The organism is Iodobacter sp. (assembly GCF_025352645.1).
Lineage (GTDB): Bacteria > Pseudomonadota > Gammaproteobacteria > Burkholderiales > Chitinibacteraceae > Iodobacter.
Genome location: NZ_JANXSO010000017.1, coordinates 18,519 through 37,718, shown reverse-complemented (window position 1 = coordinate 37,718; position 19,200 = coordinate 18,519). Strand labels below are relative to the sequence as shown.

Annotated in this window: 14 protein-coding genes; 4 read left to right on the top strand and 10 right to left on the bottom strand. The window is 50.1% G+C overall.

Going from position 1 to position 19,200, the window contains the following annotated elements; all coding sequences use genetic code 11:
- Positions 1 to 7: 7 nt before the first annotated feature.
- From Q0R17_RS01865 to Q0R17_RS01855, 3 genes are all read left to right on the top strand, one after another.
- Positions 8 to 3,145, top strand: a complete 3,138-nt coding sequence (locus tag Q0R17_RS01865) for an efflux RND transporter permease subunit (RefSeq protein ID WP_293931635.1) — start codon at positions 8 to 10, stop codon at positions 3,143 to 3,145.
- Between the two features lie 253 nt (positions 3,146 to 3,398).
- Entirely contained in the window at positions 3,399 to 4,748 is a 1,350-nt protein-coding gene (locus Q0R17_RS01860) for an efflux transporter outer membrane subunit (protein WP_293931634.1), read from the top strand.
- Between the two features lie 192 nt (positions 4,749 to 4,940).
- Positions 4,941 to 6,866 (top strand): DUF5666 domain-containing protein, encoded by a 1,926-nt coding sequence (locus tag Q0R17_RS01855; protein WP_293931632.1) that lies wholly within the window; start codon positions 4,941 to 4,943, stop codon positions 6,864 to 6,866.
- Between the two features lie 125 nt (positions 6,867 to 6,991).
- Here Q0R17_RS01855 and Q0R17_RS01850 read toward each other — a convergent pair whose 3' ends face one another.
- Both Q0R17_RS01850 and Q0R17_RS01845 read right to left on the bottom strand, forming a co-directional pair.
- Positions 6,992 to 7,570 (bottom strand): GNAT family N-acetyltransferase, encoded by a 579-nt coding sequence (locus Q0R17_RS01850; RefSeq protein ID WP_293931631.1) that lies wholly within the window; start codon positions 7,568 to 7,570, stop codon positions 6,992 to 6,994.
- 68 nt (positions 7,571 to 7,638) lie between these two features.
- Positions 7,639 to 8,940: a tryptophan--tRNA ligase gene (locus Q0R17_RS01845; protein ID WP_293931778.1), complete on the bottom strand. Its 1,302-nt coding sequence runs from the start codon at positions 8,938 to 8,940 to the stop codon at positions 7,639 to 7,641.
- Positions 8,941 to 9,167: 227 nt separating this feature from the next.
- Here Q0R17_RS01845 and Q0R17_RS01840 point away from each other — a divergent pair, with 227 nt between their 5' ends.
- Positions 9,168 to 9,725: a hypothetical protein gene (locus tag Q0R17_RS01840; protein WP_293931630.1), complete on the top strand. Its 558-nt coding sequence runs from the start codon at positions 9,168 to 9,170 to the stop codon at positions 9,723 to 9,725.
- 145 nt (positions 9,726 to 9,870) lie between these two features.
- Here the strand turns inward: Q0R17_RS01840 and Q0R17_RS01835 are convergent, their stop codons facing one another.
- The 8 genes from Q0R17_RS01835 to Q0R17_RS01800 form a co-directional block, all read right to left on the bottom strand.
- Entirely contained in the window at positions 9,871 to 10,818 is a 948-nt protein-coding gene (locus tag Q0R17_RS01835) for an alpha/beta hydrolase (RefSeq protein ID WP_293931629.1), read from the bottom strand.
- Between the two features lie 165 nt (positions 10,819 to 10,983).
- Positions 10,984 to 11,760, bottom strand: a complete 777-nt coding sequence (locus tag Q0R17_RS01830; RefSeq protein WP_293931627.1) for a 3-hydroxybutyrate dehydrogenase — start codon at positions 11,758 to 11,760, stop codon at positions 10,984 to 10,986.
- Positions 11,761 to 11,799: 39 nt separating this feature from the next.
- Positions 11,800 to 13,902, bottom strand: coding sequence for a 3-hydroxybutyrate oligomer hydrolase family protein (locus Q0R17_RS01825; protein ID WP_293931625.1), 2,103 nt, complete (start codon positions 13,900 to 13,902; stop codon positions 11,800 to 11,802).
- A 223-nt stretch (positions 13,903 to 14,125) separates the two neighbouring features.
- On the bottom strand, positions 14,126 to 15,121 hold the full coding sequence (locus tag Q0R17_RS01820; RefSeq protein WP_293931623.1) for a branched-chain amino acid ABC transporter permease: 996 nt from the start codon (positions 15,119 to 15,121) through the stop codon (positions 14,126 to 14,128).
- Positions 15,121 to 16,026 (bottom strand): branched-chain amino acid ABC transporter permease, encoded by a 906-nt coding sequence (locus Q0R17_RS01815; protein ID WP_293931622.1) that lies wholly within the window; start codon positions 16,024 to 16,026, stop codon positions 15,121 to 15,123. Before Q0R17_RS01815 ends, Q0R17_RS01820 begins: the two co-directional genes overlap by 1 nt.
- A gap of 223 nt (positions 16,027 to 16,249) precedes the next feature.
- Positions 16,250 to 17,452 (bottom strand): ABC transporter substrate-binding protein, encoded by a 1,203-nt coding sequence (locus Q0R17_RS01810; RefSeq protein ID WP_293931620.1) that lies wholly within the window; start codon positions 17,450 to 17,452, stop codon positions 16,250 to 16,252.
- A gap of 222 nt (positions 17,453 to 17,674) precedes the next feature.
- Positions 17,675 to 18,397: an ABC transporter ATP-binding protein gene (locus tag Q0R17_RS01805; protein ID WP_293931618.1), complete on the bottom strand. Its 723-nt coding sequence runs from the start codon at positions 18,395 to 18,397 to the stop codon at positions 17,675 to 17,677.
- Positions 18,390 to 19,178 carry an ABC transporter ATP-binding protein gene (locus Q0R17_RS01800; protein ID WP_293931615.1) on the bottom strand — a complete coding sequence of 263 codons (789 nt, stop codon included), beginning with the start codon at positions 19,176 to 19,178 and terminating at the stop codon, positions 18,390 to 18,392. The genes Q0R17_RS01805 and Q0R17_RS01800 overlap by 8 nt, the downstream gene beginning before the upstream one ends.
- Positions 19,179 to 19,200 lie beyond the last annotated feature (22 nt).

Below are 19,200 nucleotides of genomic sequence, written 5' to 3'. Positions count from 1 at the left end.
AGAGTTTATGTTTGCTCGATTTTTTATCGATCGCCCGGTATTTGCTTGGGTGATCGCCATTATTATTATTTTGGCAGGTTTGCTGGCTTTCAAAAGCCTGCCGATCTCTCAATACCCCGAAGTGGCTCCGCCCGCTTTAACCATTAACGCAACTTACCCCGGCGCAAGCGCGCAGGTGATGGAAGAAACCGTAACCGCGCTGATTGAACAGGAAATGAACGGTTTGGAGAACATGCAGTATATGAGCTCCAATAGCGATAGCGCCGGTAATATGGCGATTACGCTGACGTTTAAGCCGGGTACAAATTTAGATATCGCCTCGGTAGAAGCGCAAAACCGTGTGAAACGGGTTGAAGCGCGTTTGCCTAGTGAAGTACGCCAACAAGGCGTACAGGTGGTTAAATCCCGTAGTAACTATCTGATGTTTGTCACGCTGCTGTCGCCAGATGGCAGTTACGACAATGTAGCGCTGGGTAGTTATGTTAATTCTAGCGTAATCGATTCCATTCGCCGTGTGCCGGGTGTGGGCGAGGCGATGTTGTTTGGCTCTGAATACGCGATGCGTATTTGGCTTGATCCGGCTAAATTGGCTGGCTTTAAGATGTCCGCCTCAGAAGCCTTAGCTGCTGTGCGCGCGCAAAACGTGCAATTGGCCACTGGTGAAATCGGCCAGTTGCCAGCCCCTGCAGGCCAGCAATTTACCGCAACGGTGGTCACACAAGGCCGCTATTTAACGGCTGAGCAGTTTGGCAATATCGTGCTGCGCGATGGCAAAAACGGCTCGCAATTACGCTTAAAAGATGTGGCCAAGGTTGAGCTGGGCGCATCAGATTACAGCGTATTGGCACGTTTAAATGGTAAGAGTATCGCGGCGATCGGGATTAAGCTCTCCCCCGATGGCAATGCGCTCGAAACCGCCAAAGCAGTAAAAGCCAAGCTGGACGAGCTGTCGAAGTTTTTCCCTAAGGGGATTGCCGTTGAAGTGCCTTACGATACATCTAAGTTTGTCGATGTTTCGATTAAAGAAGTATTAACCACGTTGGTTGAAGCCATTGGCTTGGTGTTTATTGTGATGTACCTGTTCCTAGGTAATATCCGCGCCACGCTGATTCCGACGATTGTGGTGCCGATTGCGCTTTTAGGCGCTTTGGTGGGTTTGCAGCTGTTTGGTTATTCGATCAATGTGCTGACCATGTTTGCCATGGTGCTGGCGATTGGTATCTTGGTTGACGATGCCATTGTGGTGATCGAAAACGTCGAACGGATTATGTCTGAAGAAGGCCTTGCGCCGCGCGAAGCCACGCAAAAAGCCATGGGGCAGATTATCGGCCCAATTATCGCCATTACGTTGGTGCTAACCGCGGTGTTTGTGCCGATGGCATTTTTCTCAGGTGCGGTGGGTGCGATTTATCGCCAGTTCTCGGTCACCTTAGTGCTGACGATGTTCTTCTCGGCGCTGATGGCTTTAACCTTAACGCCTGCGCTGTGCGCGACTTTCCTTAAGCCTTTGAAAAAGGGCGAGCATCATGGCACGAAAGGTTTCTTGGGTTGGTTTAACCGCAAGTTTGCTGCCTTAACGATCCGCTATCAGGGCTGGGTAGGCACATGCATTCGTAAGACGGGTTTGTCCTTGCTGTTTTTTGCTTTGATTCTGGCATCTACCGGCTGGCTAATGTCGCGCTTACCAACGTCTTTCTTGCCGGACGAAGACCAAGGTTACTTTATTAGCGTGGTGCAATTGCCCGCTGGGGCGACGCGTGAGCGTACCTTAGAAATTGTTGAGCAAATTGAATCGCACTTTGTGAAGCAGCCAGAAGTGGATCGCGTGATTGCGATTGTCGGTTTCAGCTTTTTTGGCCGTGGTCAAAATGCGGCGCTGGCCTTTGTAACCTTAAAAGACTGGAAAGATCGCCCTAAGCCGGATGATCAAGTTGCAGCCGTGGTGCAACGCGCCAATATGATGTTGTTCCGCATTAAACAAGCGTTCTCTTTTGCTACCAATGTGCCGCCGATTCCTGAATTGGCATCGGTTGGGGGCTTTGATTTCCGCTTGCAAGATCGCGCCGGTTTAGGCCGTGATCGTCTGTACGAAGCACGCAATATGTTGCTGGGTATGGCGGCGCAAAATAAAGCCTTGGCTGGGGTTCGCCCTGATGGCCAGGAGCCAGGCCAGCAGCTGCTGCTGGATGTTAATAAAGAAAAAGCCAGTCAGCTGGGTATTGATATGACTGAGCTGAACAACACGCTGGCTATTTCACTTGGCTCGGCCTACGTGAATGACTTTGTGCGTGAAGGCCGTATTTTGCGTGTACTGATGCAGGCCACGCCAGAAAGCCGTCTTTCGCCAGACGATTTGCTCAAGCTGCAGCTTAAAACGCGGGCGGGTAATTTAGTGCCGCTATCAGAAATTGCCGTGGCTAAATGGCAGGCAGGTGCCTCTGCGCTGGATCGCTATAACGGCTTGCCTGCGTTCAAGATCTCTGGCGGCCCAGCCCCTGGCAAAAGCTCGGGCGAGGCCATGGACGCAATGGAAGCCATGGCTAAGCAATTGCCAGCAGGCGTAGGTTTTGAATGGTCGGGCACTTCGTTTGAAGAAAGACTGTCTGGTTCGCAAGCGCCGTTCCTGTTTGGCTTGTCGATTCTGATTGTTTTCTTATGCCTTGCTGCGTTGTATGAAAGCTGGTCGATTCCGTTTGCCGTGCTGTGGGTGGTGCCGCTGGGTATTTTTGGCGCGGTGGCCGCCATGACACTGCGTGGCCTACCAGACGATGTGTACTTTAAGGTGGGGCTGATCGCCATTATTGGTTTGTCCGCAAAGAACGCAATTCTGATTATTGAATTCGCTCGTGATCTGCAACGCCAAGGCATGAGTGTGGTTGATGCCACGATGGAAGCCTGCCGCTTACGCTTCCGGCCGATTCTGATGACTTCGTTTGCCTTTATTGCCGGTGTATTACCGCTGGCCATGAGTACCGGTGCTGGGGCAGCCAGCCGCCGTGCCATTGGTACTGGGGTAATGGGCGGAATGATTACCGCAACGGTATTTGCCGTATTCCTAGTGCCGGTGTTCTTTGTGGTGGTGCGCCGCTTCTTCCCTGAGAAGACCGTGGTGCGCACAGATGAAATCGCGGATGACCATCGTTAATCCTGATGAGTGGTTTAGCTCGGCTTATTGAATCGTCATTCCCGCGAAGGCGGGAATCCAGGCTTGTGGCGCTCAAAACCTCTGGATCCCCGATTAAAAACATTCGGGGATGACGATCGTCATGTATTTAAAGTTTGAAATGATTTTTGCTGAGCTATCCCGCTAATCAGGTGGTTAATTGACTTGCCGGTGTTCGAAGGGCGGCATGCCCACTCTTCGTATAATGACGCGAACCAATAGGTAGAAAAAACGGATGAAAAAACAATTAATGTCTAAGGCGCTGCTGCTTGCCATGACGCTGGGCTTGGGCGCTTGCGCCATGGGGCCGGATTACGTTCGCCCAGCGGCACCGGTGGCCAGTGTGCTAGGTAGCCAGCCACAGGATCTCAATACACCAGAGTGGAATAGCTATTTTCTAGACCCTGCCTTAAAGTCAGTGATAGATAAATCTTTAGCCAATAACCGCGATCTAAAAATTGCCACGGCCAGAATCGAAGAAGCACGGGCGTTGTACGGTATTCAGAAGGCGGATTTACTGCCTGCCGTGAGTGCGAATGGCTCCGGTAGCACCAGCCGTAGCAACCCAGATCTAGATATCAGCCGCCGTTATGAAGCCAACTTGGCTTTGCTGTCTTATGAGGTGGATTTCTGGGGGCGGGTGCGTCGTTTAAGCGAAGCGGCCAAAGCCAATTACTTAGCCAGCGAAGAAGCACAGCAATCGGTACGTAGTAGCTTGATTGCCGATGTGGCAAATAGTTATTACCTTGCGCAAGCCTTAAATGCGCGCAGCCGCTTAGCCGAGCAAACCGCTACAGCGCGTCAGGAAAGTGCCCGTGTGGTGAAACGCCGCGTGGATGTGGGCGTGGCTAATCGCTTAGATCTCTTGCAGGCAGAGGCCGCACAAGACAGCGCCTTAAGCGATAAAGCCGTTTTAAGCCGTCAAGCCGTTAATGCGCAAAACGCACTGACTCTGCTGGTGGGCGAGGTGGTCAGCTTGCCCGAGGTAAACTTAAATGCTGAGGTGTTTGCATTACCTAGTGGCTTAAGCTCGGCAGTGCTGCTTGATCGCCCTGATGTACGGGCCGCAGAGCAAAAACTGGTGGCGGCTAACGCCAATATTGGCGCTGCCCGTGCCGCATTCTTCCCAAAAGTTACCCTTATGGGTAGCGCTGGCGTGATGAGCGATGAATTGGGCGATTTGTTCTCCGGCGGCAACCGCGCTTGGAGCTTTTTGCCCCAAATCAGCCTGCCGATTTTTGACGGGGGCCGCTTAAGCGCTGGGGCAGATGTTGCTGCTGCACGCAAGGTGATCGCTGTGGCGGAGTACGAAAAAACCATTCAGCTGGCCTTTAAAGACGTGGCCGATGTGTTATCTGATCAAGGCTGGCTGGTAGAGCAGCTTGCCGCACAGCAAAAGCTGGCAGATCGCCAAGGCCAGCGTTTAAAGCTTGCCGAAGCGCGCTATGCCTCGGGCTTATCAGGCTATTTAGAGGTGCTGGATGCGCAGCGTGAGTTTTACGCCGCCAGCCAAGCCCTGATCGAAACCCGCCGCGCCCGCCTTGCGGTATCGGCTCAAGCGTTTAAGGCTTTGGGAGGAAGGTAAGCATAGGTGGCCTTACAAACCATAATGCTTAAATGATGCATATAGAGGCATGGCATGCCGTGCCTCTACTTTAAATAGCAAACCCTGCCCGCTTATCGCTGAATCATGAGTAAGTCTTCTTGTCAGCAATGAAAGCCCACCACAATCCCATAAGCACATCAAACTGATGCGAGACTTATTAGGGAGTGAACCGTGGATCAGCGCTTAAAGCTTTGTCTTATTGCAGTTGCCGTCAGTCTTGGTTTGTACGCTTGCGGTGGAGGGAGTGGTAGTAGCTCAACACCGTCTACATCCGTAGCTGTTACGCCAACGAGCATCCCCACCGCAGTGCCAACACCCACTCCAGCACCTAGCGGCGGTGCTTATGCCCAAGGCACGGTGACGGGCTTTGGAAGTGTAATTGTTGATGGCAACACCTTAGACGATAGCAATGCCAGCTTTAAGGTGGAGCAAGATCCTTCCGTCATCAGCACGGGTACCAGCAATGATATCAAGCTGGGCATGAAGGTGGAATCTGACCAAGGCAGCGATGATAAAATCAAAACGCTCACCGCTCTGCCAGAGGTTTACGGCAAAATTACAGAATTACAAGCGGGTGTTGGTTTCAAATTAGCTGGGCAAACCATCCGTGTTTCAAGCGATGCTGCAGCGCCAACTGTATTTGAGGGGGCCTCGGTGCTGGCTGATTTGCTAGTCGGTGATGTGGTTGAAGTGCATGGTAGCCGTGATGGCGCCAACGTGATTGTGGCCACGCGGATTGAGCGCAAAGACCCTAGCAGTGCCTTAATGGTGCGTGTAGTAGGGATAGTGAGCCAGCTTGACAATACGGCTAAAACATTGTTGGTGGGTGGCTTAAAAATTGACTTTACTAACGCAAAATTGCGTCCAGATGGCGTGGTGTTAGAAAACGGTCAGTTGATGGCCGCGTGGAGTGACCAAGCCATTAGCGCTGCCAGCGTCATGAATGCTAAAGCTTTGAAGGTAAGAAAACCGCAAGCCGGTGATGGCCTAAAAATGCAAATTGGTGGTTTGATTGCTGGCTTAGATAGTAAAACACTGAGCTTTAAATTAGGTGAAGTGATGGTGGACGCGAGTAAATCTAAGTTTGAAAGCGGCGCAGTCACTGATCTAGCCAATGGTAAACCAGTACGCGTGGGTGGCGTTTGGCAGACCGATAAGCTGGTAGCAGCCAATGTGAAGTTTGTTAAAGACAGTGTAGACGCCAAGGTTGAGCTAAATGGCGTGGTCACCGATTTTGTTTCCTTAGCTAGCTTTAAGGTACGAGGGGTATTGGTTGATGCAAGCGCGGCGACTTTTGATGGCGGAGCCGCGGATAACTTAGCCAATGGCGTACTGGTGAAAGTGCAGGGTAGCGTAGCCAATGGCACCGTCTTGGCCAAAACGCTAAGAATCGATACGCCACCGCCTGTAACGACGGCTCCAAACGCCAGTCAGACGGCAAGTGTAGGTATCCGGACGATTACAGGTGAAGTTAAAGACCTTGATGCCAAAACCGGTAAATTTACTTTGATCGGCATAAAGCTAACGCTGCAAATCAATGATAAAACGGAATACGGCATGCAAGGTTCGGATGTGGCGGCTAGTAAGACTGATTTTGCAAATGGTAGCAAAGTGGTAGTGCGTGGCGAGATATTGGCTGATGTACTGATTGTTAAAGAAGTTAAGCTACCGGCAAAAATTGCACCGCCCATTAAACTTGCAGGGGTGCTAAGTGGCGTAACGGCAACGCAGTTCAAACTCAATGGCGTCATTGTGTTGTGGGGTACAACCACGCCTATTGATGGTGGCGCGCTAGACAGTGTGGTAAATGGGGTGGCTGTTGAAGTGACTGCACTAAAGAGTGGAGATAAAATAAGCGCTCAAAAAATCGAGATAAAAGGGCGCGTCACCATAGCAAATGTTTTAGAAATAAAAGGCCCAATTAGTGACTTAGTTTCGGCTAGTGATTTTAAAGTGGCGGGGCAAAAAGTGAACGCCAGTAAAGCCGAAATCAAAAGCGGCAAAACGGCAAATGTAGGCAATGGCCGCCTAGTCACGGTGAAAGGAACGCTTACAAATGGCATATTGATTGCTACGCAGATTTCATTTGAAGATTAAGTCTCTTTAACCGTAATGAACAACGCCCCAACAGCTGAACTTTTGTTCATGCTTTTGGGGCGTTTTGTTTGTTAAGCATAAAATGCTGCCGTAATGCCTCTACGATATTTGGGTTTTACATAACTTTAGTTCTGTAAAACAACATGAACGGGGAGTTGATAGAGCAAAGCGTCTACATTGCCGTATTCTGCCCCTGCGTTAAATTCTTTTATGAGTATTGCGCCAGCTTTTTCTGCAGTTCGGCGCGATGCAATATTGTTTGCCGCCATTGAAATATCTAGCCACTTAAGATCAAATTTATGCGCAATGGGCAGTAACTGGCGTATTGCTAGGCTAGCGTAGCCTGCGTTACGTTTCCAAGGTACTACTGCGTAACCAATATGCCCTAAGCAATAAGCGGGAAGCTCAGAGGTGCCAAGTTGCCAGCGAAGATTGATTTCCCCCGCATATTCTCCGTCAGAGATCCAGTACCTAGTGAAAGGTAGCCGGGGGACGGCCGTTCCATCCTCTAGCACAATTGGGCTACCTTTCCCCTCAGGGTTAGATAGGGAGGCTAAAAAAGTAGCTGGATCGCGCAAAATAGCATCTAGAAGTTGCCTTGCCCCAGCAGGATCACGATCATGATTGGGTGTCCAGTACCGTTCAAGGGCAGCTAGATAACTAGGTAAGAGTGTTAGGTTGGGGGTGACGAGTTTTACAGGCATGTGGTGTTGGACATCAATTTACGGCATACCCCGCGCCGTAGCGGGGTATGCTACTAAGAAAAACGTACTTAATCTGCCAATAAAACCATTAAAGCATCAGCCACATCGCTTAAGGCAACACCTTCACCCAAGGCGATGGGGGTATTGCTTTCTAGTGCCGCCACCCCTTCGTTTTTAATTTTTGCAATCCATAAGCCCGCTTCTCGGCCTTGGCTAAAGCCTTGGCTTTGCAATAATAAACGGCCATCACTGGCGATAAAGTTAAAGTAAAACAGCCCATCGTCTAAGCGGAACTGCTTAAACAAAGGCAAGGCGGCTTTCTTTTCGGCTTTTGCGGCGGGCACGGTAATGGCTTGCATCGGGCGCAGGCCAAGGGACTCGCGTACTTTTTTTAATAATGGTGCGGCGGTGGCGCGGGCTTTGGCCGCCCCAGTTTGTAATAACACTTCAATTTCTTCTGGATGCGCCATCAGCGCTTCATAGCGCTCACGCATTGGCGCAATATCGTGTTCGATTAAATCGAGCAGGCGTTTTTTTGCCTCGCCCCAGCTAAGGCCTGCGCGTAATTCGTCTTTAAATTGGGCGGTTTCTGCGCTGCTGGCAAAGGCTTCAAAAATAGTGACTAAATGCGAGTTGTCTGGGTCTTTGGGCTCGCCAGGTAGCAGGCTATTGGTCACAATTTTTGCGATGGCGTCTTTAAGCGCCTTTACCCCGCCTTCAAATAGTGGAATGGTGTTGTCGTAGCTTTTGCTCATCTTGCGGCCATCTAGGCCGGGCAGGGTGGCAACGTGCTCTTCGATATGCGCTTCAGGCAAGACAAATAAATCGCTGCCTTGGCCAAATAGATGGTTAAAGCGCGCGGCTACATCGCGGGTCATTTCAATATGCTGAATTTGATCGCGGCCTACCGGTACTTTGTGCGGGTTAAATAGCAGGATGTCTGCGGCCATTAAAATTGGGTAGCAAAACAGACCCATGGTAATGCCTGCATCAGCATCTTCACCCGCTGCCTCGTTGATGTCCGTGCTGGCTTTGTAAGCGTGGGCGCGGTTCATCTGGCCTTTAGCCGTTACACAGGTCAATAGCCAGTTTAGTTCGGTGACTTCAGGAACATCGCTTTGGCGATAAAAAGTAACGCGTTCTGGATCTAAGCCCGCAGCCAGCCAAGTGGCGGCAATTTCTAGGCGTGAGCGCTCAATCCTAGCCGGATCATCACATTTGATTAGGGCGTGGTAATCCGCCATAAAAAAGAAGCAATCGGTGTCGGTGCTTTGGCTGGCGACAATGGCTGGGCGAATAGCCCCCACATAGTTGCCAAGATGGGGTGTACCCGAGGTGGTAATGCCGGTAAGAACACGCAAACTCATCACTTTTTCCTGTCGATTCAAACTATGGTCGCAAGTCTAGCAGGCGTGCGGGTTTCGTGTAAGTGAAATACACAAAGCTAAATAAAATTTGCCGCAGTGGATTAAATTTTCGAGGGGAGTGAAGGTAATTTAGTTGGGTATGGTTATGGTATTAATATGGCTTGGCTAATATATGCCAATAAAAAGGTATATATTGGTGCTGGTTAGATCTCTCCAATAAAGGAATTAAAATGCGTAATAAACTATTTAGCACGCTGTTGATTACTTCGGGTTTATTAATTGGACAAGCTGCTTTGGCAGATGAGATCGCAGATAATGAGGTATTGGTTGGCGTTTCTGAGCAATCTACCTTAGAGGCTAAAGTTGATGCGATTGATATTCCTCAGCGCACCATCCAATTAAGTTTGCCAGATGGGCAAATTCTGATGTTTGAACATGTAAACCCAAAAATAACCCATTTTGACCAAGTAAAGGTCAATGATAAAGTGGGTATTTCCGCTTCTAAATCTACAGCCTTGGTTTTACAAAAAGGCGGGGCTGGAGTTCGTAAAATAGTTGAAGCTCAGGGCAAAGATATTACCGTGGATGGCGCTGGTATTTTAAAAACTCGGACTATTTATAATGATGTATTGAGTGTTAATCTAAATGCGGGCAATGTGAAAATTAAAAACTTAGAGGGTGAAATCATTACTGTTCCTGTTGAAAATAAAGCAGTATTGATGAAAGCATCGGCTGGCGATCAATTATTGATTGTTAATCGTGAAAAATTAATTGTTTGGGCTAAGTAAGCGCTTTTAATTTTGGTTTTTATTGTGTTCATCTATCAACCGCTAACGGTGTGCCGTTAGCGGTTTTTTTATGGCGCGGAGTATTTAATGCCCCCTATTCTGAATGCAATATCCGAGGAGGTTTTTTTTTGAGGTTGCCGGATATTTATGTGGATTTATTTAGGTTAAGCCACGCCCCAATGCTTTGATAGGTTCGCTGGCATTCTTCTTTAACTAGATTTTCTAAATTTAGAAAAGCATGGGGCAAATCACTGAAATGCAATTGATCGGTGGCAACACCCGCTTTTTTAAGCCTCGCCAAATAGGCGATGCCTTCATCTCTTAGTGGGCAAAATTCGGCGCTGATTACTAAGGTAGGTGGTAGTTTATTGCTGAACTCTGCAAACAGTGGGGATGCTGTTTTACGATCTTCTTGATGCTGAAAGTATTGATTAAAGTACCAAGTCACTTTTTCTGTGCTTAATAAATTGCCCACACCGTTTTCAATTAAAGAGGGGGCACTTTGCGTGTAATCAAGGCTTGGATAAATCAGCACTTGAGCATGCAGCGGGATATTAGGCTCAAATTGCAATTTGCTAGCCACCGTAGCAGAAAGCGCCCCGCCTGCTGAATCCCCTCCAATAGAAAGCTGGGGGAGGTAGTTTAGTTTTCTATCGTCTAATACGCGCCAAATATTACTGACCACATGGTAAGCGTCTTCTACGGCGGCAGGGTAAGGGCATTCTGGGGCGAGGCGGTAATCCACAGAAATGACGATATGCTTGGCGGCCTGTGCAATTTTGCGACAAATCGCGTCGTAAACGGTAATGCCGCCCGCCATATGCCCGCCACCGTGAAAATAGACCAAAACAGGGAGAGCATGATCAGGGCTGGGGTGATAAATACGCACCGGTACAGGGTAGCCCGTGGATTTAACTAGATCATCTTGCACCCACGCTATTTTGGGAATATCAGTCACAAAAACTGCCGTTAAATAGGCCAGCCCCTCCCGAATATTGGTGCAAGTTGGCTTATAACCATTGGCCTCTAATACGGCCATTTGTTGATTAAATTGGCTAAGCCAAGGCGTAATTTTAGGGCTGAGTTGTCGCATTGTGTTTTCCGCTATTTAAGATTAAATATATTTTGCTGGCTGATAAGGGCTATTCATTTACATGCTTAATGCATGTTATGTGGATTGATTTATTTCTAATCAGAATCGTGCAATAGATAGGCCTTGCCAGTGCTTATTTTTAAAATGAATGAAGCGATTTCTGAGCTATTGTGCAATCCAGCCCCCGTCGATATTCCATGCGGCCCCGCGCACTTCTTGGGCGGCGTCGCTGCATAAAAACAGCAGTAGTGCGCCAATTTGCTCGGGGGTTACAAACACGCCGGAAGGCTGCTTTTCTAATAAAAGCTGCGCCTGGGCTTGGGCATGGCTGATCTGTTGTTGTTTGGCTTTGGCTTCAATTTGCTGCTCAACTAAAGGAGTGAGCACCCAGCCGGGGCAGATGGCATTGCAAGTCACTCCCGTTTGGGCCAGCTCTAAAGCCACCGTTTTGGTGAGCCCTATCATGCCATGCTTGGCTGCCACATAAGCAGATTTACTGGGGGATGCCACCAAGCCATGCACAGAAACAATATTGATAATTCGTCCCCAGTTTTGCTTGCGCATGGCGGGTACAACCAAGCGGCTGGTATGAAATCCTGCAGATAAATTAAGCGCGATAATGCTATTCCAGCGCTCAATAGAAAAATCTTCAATATTGGCTAAATGCTGAATCCCTGCGTTATTCACCAAAATATCAATGCCGCCAAACTCATGATTGGCATACTTAATTAACTCACTAATCTGCTCAGGCTGGCTTAAATCTGCACCATGGTAACGAACCTTGCCGCCCGCTTGTTCAATGTGTTGGCGCGCGGCCAAGACATCGCCAAAACCATTTAAAACAATATTTGCACCGGCATCGGCTAAGGCGCGGGCAATGCCTAGGCCAATACCGCTGGTAGAGCCGGTAATCAGTGCTGTTTTACCAAGCAAAACTTGCATGTTTAACTCCTGAAGTAAGGTGGGCAGGGGGCTGCATGCTTATTGGGGGATGGTAAGAGTTGCGTCACTAAAGCGGATCGCATCGCCCGCAGCAACAGGGCTGGCAATGCCAGGCAGCGCATTGATGTTTAAATTATCTGTAGCCACGCTGCGGGGCGTGGTACGAATCAATTGGCTATCGGGTAGCGCCGCACCAGCCGTTAAGTGAGCCCACATTGCATCGAGAGCACGGCCTGCATAAACATGCAGTGGAATAAATCGTGTTGGAAAGCCGCTTAGCGCTAAAAAGCTATCAAAATGCTGGCCATTGGTCACTTCGATATACCGCAGTTTAGAGGCGCTGCCTTCGCTGGCTTGATTAAGCGCGTAATAGGCGCGAGCAGCGTGGTTGACGGGGATGAGCGTATCTGAGCGCCCCGCCACAATAATGGCCGGTTTGCCTTGCAGCTTGGCGCTGAGCTGAACTTCTTTTAGCCCATTGGCGACGCGATCAGCAAGTAGTTTTTCATTCCCCGTTAATGCCGCGCCGGTTTGCGGATTAAGCCCTGTGGCAAGCTTACGCAGGCAAATTGCGCCATCGATATTGTAATCAGCGGTATTGGTGGAGGCCGAAATAGAAAACGCATCGGCCTTGGCAATACCTACCGATAAATTATTGATAATGGATATCCCTGCGGTGGGCGGCACGCCATTGCCGTTGCCAAAAATCCCCGCCAGACTCACGCTATTGGGCGCGGTAATGTCGCCGCTGGCATTGCTAAAGGCGTAGCTATAACCGCAGATATTGTCTTTTACCGAAAAGCGCCCATAGGCATTGATATAAGTCAGCGCCACGCCAAGGGTGGCGTTTAAACCGTAATGGCTGGCGTGCAAGGCATCGCCTTCGGGCAGCCAGCCAGCGGCGATCAGCCTGCTATAAGCATCGCTGGCTTGTGCTTCAAGCGTGCTGCCATTGACTAAACCTTTGGCCGCCAGCGAGGCGCAGCGGGCGCTACCCAGTATGGGCGATACCGCGCTACCAAAGGCCGAATTTGCGCCGCTTAAACGTGCCGACTGCACCGCGCAGGGCTGATAAAGATTGGCCAGCGTAAAGTAATCAATTAGTGGTTTGCCAATACTCGGCATGGTGGCAGCGCCTTGGCGGATGCTTAAGTTTCCCATGCTAAAGGGCTGGGCTTGTGGCTCGCTTACGGCCACGCCGTCGATCAAACCTTTGCTATCTTGCTCGGCGGCGGCTAAGGCGGCTCCGCCACCATTGGATGCGCTGGCGGCAATGACCGTAACACTGGCGGGGTTGGCAAAATCAGCCAGCCGCGTATCCCCTTGCAAGCTGCCGTATTTTTCATTTAGCAACCAAAAAGCAAATTCAACCGCACGTAGCGTGTTTTTGCCCCAGTCTTTTTCAGGGTTTTGCTGTGAGTGGCTGTGTTTAGAGGCGAGGCGATTAGGAAATTGAGCATTAAAATCGGCTAATTCGCTAGGGGAAAGATCAGCACTAAAATTGCCATTATTAAGGCTGCGGCTAACGCGCAAACCATCGATTTGATTTACCGTGCCGCTGCTTAAATCGTGGATGCCGATACCTGTGCCTTTGTCAGCATACGCTACGGCGCAGCCGTGTTTTAGCGCCCATTCACCTGCGGCGGCGATTGCGCCATAAACTCCTCTAGAGCCTGATGAAGTGGCGGTAATCACGCAGGGCTTACTTTTGTTAAAGCTAGCTGGAATCTGCACCATCAGCGTGACATTTTGCTTGCCGCTGCCATCGTCGCTGTAAGCTAGGTATTCTTCCCCAGCAATCTTGCCCTCGCCCAAAGTATCGTTGCCACTGATATCAATATTGGGGCCGTAGAGCCTGCCATAACCGCCGCTGCTGCTGATATCTACCAAGGCGCGGTAATTATTATATATCGCCGCACGGCGTAGCTCGCTAGCGGTGGGTTGACTCGGGTTGGCGTAGGCGGGCAGTGCTAGGGCTAAGCCGCTTTTGCCTAGGCCTGCGGTGAGTAAATCGTTGCTATTGCCGTCTACACTGGTTTTGCTCACGCTGCCTAGCCAAGCGGGGCGGGTGTTTTCATTTAAACCATCATTGCTATTGCAGGCCGATAATAAAAGAACAAAACCTGTAAGAAGTAATCGCATCGTTCACCTCAGGGTGTGTGTGGGGGCAATCCTATCAACTTCAGCAATATGCCTTTCGTAGGGCGGGTGAAACCCGCGAGCGATACTGAAAAACGCGAGTTTCACCCGCCCTACGATGTTTCCTTGCAATAGATAGATCTAAGTTGATCGCTTAAAATTGAACGATCAACAATGCCCTTAAGTTGATAGGATTGGATAGAGCGCTATGCCATAGCCTCTGTCGTTAAAAGCTTCGTTTCAAGCGGTAGGCAATTTCGCCCACGATGCCGCGCCTAAATGCCATCACGCAGGCCACAAACACCACGCCGATGGTCACAGTAACCCATGAACCGAGCGAGGCCAGCTCATGGTGCATCGTGCTGATGGTAACGGCCCCCACCAGCGGGCCGAGTAGCGTGCCCATGCCGCCAAGCAAGGTCATTAGCACCACTTCACCCGACATATGCCAAGACACATCGCTTAAAGAGGCAAGGCCAACCACCAGTGCTTTTGTTGCCCCAGCCAGCCCTGCCAAAGCGGCAGAGAGCACAAAGGTGGCGAGTTTGTAGCGATTCACGCGATAGCCTAAAGACAAAGCGCGGGCTTCGTTTTCTTTAATGGCTTTAAGCACCATGCCAAAGGGCGAGTGAACGGTGCGCCAAATCAGCCAGTAGCCTGCAAAAGTCACGGCCAGTACAAAAAAGTACAGCGCAAGGGGAAGCTGTTGACCGCCAAAGCTAAAGGTGGCGGATAAATCAATTAAGCCAAATAAATGCCCTTTGGGGATACCTTGCAAGCCATCTTCACCGCCGGTAAAAGGCATTTGTAAACAAAGAAAAAACACAATTTGCGCTAAAGCCAGCGTCACCATGGCAAAGTAAATGCCTTGGCGGCGGATGGCGATGCTGCCAATGGCAAGGCCCAGAATCGCTGCGCCTAAGGTGGCAACAAGAATGCCTAGCTCAGGGCTTAGTCCCCAGGTTTTGATGGCATGCCCACACAGATAAGCCGCACCGCCAAAAAAAGCCGCATGGCCAAAACTCAGTAAGCCACCAAAGCCGAGTAATAAATTAAAGGCACAGGCAAAGAGGGCAAAGCACATCAGCTCCATGGCAAAAATGGGGTAAATCATAAAGGGTGCGATTGAGGCCAGTACCAAGGCGATGATCCACGGGGTGTAGTGGTTTTTCTTTGTTTGTAGCGCGGCTACAGGGGCGAGTTTAATCACTGGCGCATTCATTAGTTTTCCTTACCAAATAGGCCAGAAGGGCGCCAGAGCAAGACTAGCGCCATCACAATAAAAATCACGGTATTGGCCAGCGGTGGGTAAAACACTTTGACTAAGCCTTCTAATAAGCCCAGCGCAATGCCAGTAAGGATGGCCCCCATGATGGAGCCCATGCCACCAATCACCACCACGGCAAACACGATGATGATTAAATCTGATCCCATCTTGGGGCTGACTGAATAAATAGGCGCAGCCACCACACCCGCAAGCCCAGCCAAAGCAACGCCTAAAAAGTAGGTAAGAGTGCGTAAGGAGGGCACGTCAATCCCAAACGCACGGGTTACGTCGGGATTTTCTGTGCCTGCCCTGAGGTGGGAGCCTAATTTGGTTTTTTCGATTAAATACCACACGCCAAAACAGACCGAGAGCGAGAGAACAATCGAAAATAACCGATATTTAGGAAACACCATAAAGCCCAGATTGATTGCGCCTTCTAGGATTTCTGGTTTGGCGTTGTAAGGCTCGCCGGCCATGTTGAAGTAATTACTCAGTACCCCTTCAAAAATCAGTGCCAAGCCAAAGGTCAGCAGTAGCCCATACAGGTGATCAACTTGATACAGGCGGCGCAGCATGGTTTTTTCGATCAACACGCCGAGTAAGCCCACCACGATAGGGCCAATAATCAGCGCGGCCCAAAACGACATATGGATGCTTTCATCACCAAGCCAGCGCCCTAATTGGTCATATCCTAGTAAAGCCACAAACGCCCCCAGCATATAAAAAGCGCCGTGAGCAAAGTTAACGACGTTAAGCATGCCAAAAATAACTGCCAGCCCAAGGCTCAGCAAGGCATAAAAAGCACCGTTATTTAGGCCAAGCAAGGCTTGAGAAAGAATGGCTTGCAGGGGGATATCCATTTAAACCTCGGAAAGTGATTTTTACTTAGCGACTAAGCTCATCAATGTGCTGTAAACCCAAACCTTGAAACACGGAGAACGCAGAGAACACGGAGTTTCACGGAGGAAACCCAAGATAAAGCGAAGAGAGGGCATGCTCTTGTGTGAGCTGCCTTTCTCCGTGATCCTCTGTGTTCTTCTTTTCCTCTGTGTTTCAAGATTTGGGTTTTAATGCTTCAGTGTGTTATTTTTTTATCAAAGGGCATTCGCTAACAGACAGGGGCTTGAAGGCTACGTCGCCAGGGATGGTGGCGACGAGTTTGAGCTGATCCCATGCACCTTTGGATTCGCTAGGTTTAATCACTTCAACCAGATACATATCGTGCACCATGCGGCCGTCTTCGCGGATTACGCCATTTTTGGCGAAAAAGTCATTCACCTTGGTTTCACGCATTTTCTTCATTACCGCATCGGCATCATCTGTGCCTGCTGCTTTCACCGCATTTAAATAGTGCAGAGTGCTGGAGTAAACCCCTGCATGATCCATGGTGGGCATAAAGCCCGCTTTGGCAAAGAATTTCTTACCAAAAGCTTCCATCTCTGGATTGATTTCCCATGAATAAGCGGTGGTAAATTTCATGCCTTGCGCGGCGTTTAAGCCCAGCGCTTTGATATCGCTATCAAAGACCAAGAGGCCCGCAATGGTTTGCTTTAGGCCAAATTCTTTGGCTTGCTTGACCGCGTTTACAAAATCAGCGCCCGCATTAGCCAGGCCAACCACCTTTGCTTTAGAGTCTTGTGCTTGCAGTAAGTAAGAAGAAAAATCGGTAGAGGAAAGAGGGTGTTTTACCGTGCCCAGTACCTTGCCACCCGTGGCGGCTACAATTTTGCTGGCGTCGCCTTGCAATGCAGCACCAAAGGCGTAGTCAGCCTGTAAAAAGAACCAGCTGTCTAAGCCTTGCTTCATGAGTGCGGTAGCGGTGCCTTTGGCGAGGGCATAAGTGTCATAGGCGTAATGCACACCGTAAGGGCCGCATTCTTTGCCGGTGAGCGCGGTGGAGCCTGCGCCATTATTGATGGTGATGCGTTTTTTCTCTGTACCTAGTTTTTGGACTGCAATGCCTACGCCAGAATTCAGTAAGTCGTTCACCATATCTACGCCTTCGGTGTCGAACCACTCCCGTGCCTTACCTACGCCGATATCGGCTTTGTTTTGGTGATCGGCACTGACTAGCTCAATTGGCTTACCCAGCACTTTGCCACCAAAATCAGCAATCGCCATTTGCGCAGCAATCACCGAGCCTTTGCCGCCTACCGTGGCATAAACGCCGGACATATCTGTCAAGATGCCGATCTTGACCATATCTCCCGAAAGCGGCCCAGCCAAACTAAGCGCTGGAAGGGCAAGGGCTAAAGCGAGTACTAGAGTTTTACAGCGTGCTTGCATGGGATGGTTCTCCGTAAGGGTTGGGCAATGATCTTGCGGGGCTGCGAAATTCAAAAAAGCGGTCGAAAGCTCTGTAGACACAGAGAGCAAACATATATAAAAACATGTGCTGATCATGTCTCTTGCTTAAACGCCTCATCAATATCGTAGGGCGGGTGCAACCCGCGAGTAATGCTGAAAAATGCGGCTTGCGCCCACCCTACGCTTACATTTGAGCTGTTGTTAAACCCCTAGGTAGTGATTCAATCGCCCGGTGCTGGATGACAATTCATTGGCGCTGATGGCGTCGATCACTTGGCCGTGCTCAATCACGTAGTGGCGGTCTGCAATGCCTGCGGCAAAGTGGAAGTTTTGCTCGACTAACACAATGGTGTAGCCGCGCTCTTTTAATAGGGTGACGGTTTCTCCGAGTTTTTTTACGATGACAGGGGCGAGGCCTTCGGTGATTTCATCCAGTAGCAGAAGGCGCGCGCCGGTGCGTAAGATTCGCGCCATCGCCAGCATTTGCTGCTCGCCTCCAGATAGCCGTGTGCCTTGGCTTTTGCGGCGCTCCCATAGATTGGGGAATAGGGTGTAGATCTCTTCCAAACTCATGCCATCGCTACGCACTTTGGGGGGTAGGTTGAGGTTTTCTTCAACATTTAGGCTTGCAAAAATCGCCCGTTCTTCAGGGCACCAGCCCACACCAAGGTGGGCGATTTTATGGGTGGGCATGCGGATTACTTCACGGCCATTCACCATGATGGAGCCTGCCCGCTGGCCGGTAAGGCCTAAAATCGCCTTGAGTGTGGTGCTGCGGCCCGCGCCATTTCTGCCGAGTAAGGTAATGAGCTCGCCACGGCGCACCCCAAAATCAATGCCATGCAAAATATGCGATTCACCATAAAAAGCGTGTAAGCCGCTTACACGCAACATCTCACCGGTATGATCGTCGTGGTTAAGCATGCAGAGCATCCTGTGGCTGAATCGGCGTTGCGGGGCTAACGCCCAAATAGGCTTCCATGACCTTTGGGTCGGCAGAAACAGTGGCGTAATCACCTTCGGATAAATGCTGACCACGGGCTAACACGGTGATTTTGTCTGCTAAGGTAGAAACCACTTTTAAGTTGTGCTCTACCATCAAAATGGTGCGCCCTACTGCCGCGCGTTTGATCAGTGCGGTGACGCGTTCTACGTCTTCTATGCCCATGCCTTGGGTGGGCTCATCGAGTAGCATTAGCTTGGGCTGCAGCGCTAAGGTGGTGGCAATTTCTAAGGCGCGCTTTCTGCCGTAAGCCAGCTCCCCTGCTAATACATGGGAAAACTCCGCTAGGCCCACTTCATCTAGCAGTAAGAGTGCGCGATCGTTATAGGCAGTTAATTCATTTTTAGAGCGCCAAAACCGATGTGCGCCGCCATTGATCCGCAGCAGCGCAACGCGAATATTGTCGAGTGCGCTCATATTTGGGAAAACAGCAGAAATTTGAAAAGAACGAATCAGCCCTTGCATGGCCACTTCTGCGGGGGCCGTGGCGCTGATGTCTTTGCCATCAAAAATCACCCGCCCAGAAGTGGGGGCTAAAAATTTGGTCAGCAAGTTAAATACCGTGGTTTTGCCCGCGCCATTGGGGCCGATCAGGGCATGGATGCTGCCACGCGCCACTTGCAAATTGATATTGCTGACGGCGGCAAAGCCTTTGAACTCTTTGCATAAGTCATGCGTTTGTAAAATGATGTCTGCGTTCACTGTATTTATCCTTATGACAGGC

Bases quoted from the DNA above. Each gene is read 5' to 3' on its own strand.
- Q0R17_RS01865 (WP_293931635.1), top strand. From the start codon at position 8: ATGTTTGCTCGATTTTTTATCGATCGCCCGGTATTTGCTTGGGTGATC.
- Q0R17_RS01860 (WP_293931634.1), top strand. From the start codon at position 3,399: ATGAAAAAACAATTAATGTCTAAGGCGCTGCTGCTTGCCATGACGCTG.
- Q0R17_RS01850 (WP_293931631.1), bottom strand. From the start codon at position 7,570: ATGCCTGTAAAACTCGTCACCCCCAACCTAACACTCTTACCTAGTTAT.
- Q0R17_RS01840 (WP_293931630.1), top strand. From the start codon at position 9,168: ATGCGTAATAAACTATTTAGCACGCTGTTGATTACTTCGGGTTTATTA.
- Q0R17_RS01835 (WP_293931629.1), bottom strand. From the start codon at position 10,818: ATGCGACAACTCAGCCCTAAAATTACGCCTTGGCTTAGCCAATTTAAT.
- Q0R17_RS01830 (WP_293931627.1), bottom strand. From the start codon at position 11,760: ATGCAAGTTTTGCTTGGTAAAACAGCACTGATTACCGGCTCTACCAGC.
- Q0R17_RS01825 (WP_293931625.1), bottom strand. From the start codon at position 13,902: ATGCGATTACTTCTTACAGGTTTTGTTCTTTTATTATCGGCCTGCAAT.
- Q0R17_RS01820 (WP_293931623.1), bottom strand. From the start codon at position 15,121: ATGAATGCGCCAGTGATTAAACTCGCCCCTGTAGCCGCGCTACAAACA.
- Q0R17_RS01815 (WP_293931622.1), bottom strand. From the start codon at position 16,026: ATGGATATCCCCCTGCAAGCCATTCTTTCTCAAGCCTTGCTTGGCCTA.
- Q0R17_RS01810 (WP_293931620.1), bottom strand. From the start codon at position 17,452: ATGCAAGCACGCTGTAAAACTCTAGTACTCGCTTTAGCCCTTGCCCTT.
- Q0R17_RS01805 (WP_293931618.1), bottom strand. From the start codon at position 18,397: ATGCTTAACCACGACGATCATACCGGTGAGATGTTGCGTGTAAGCGGC.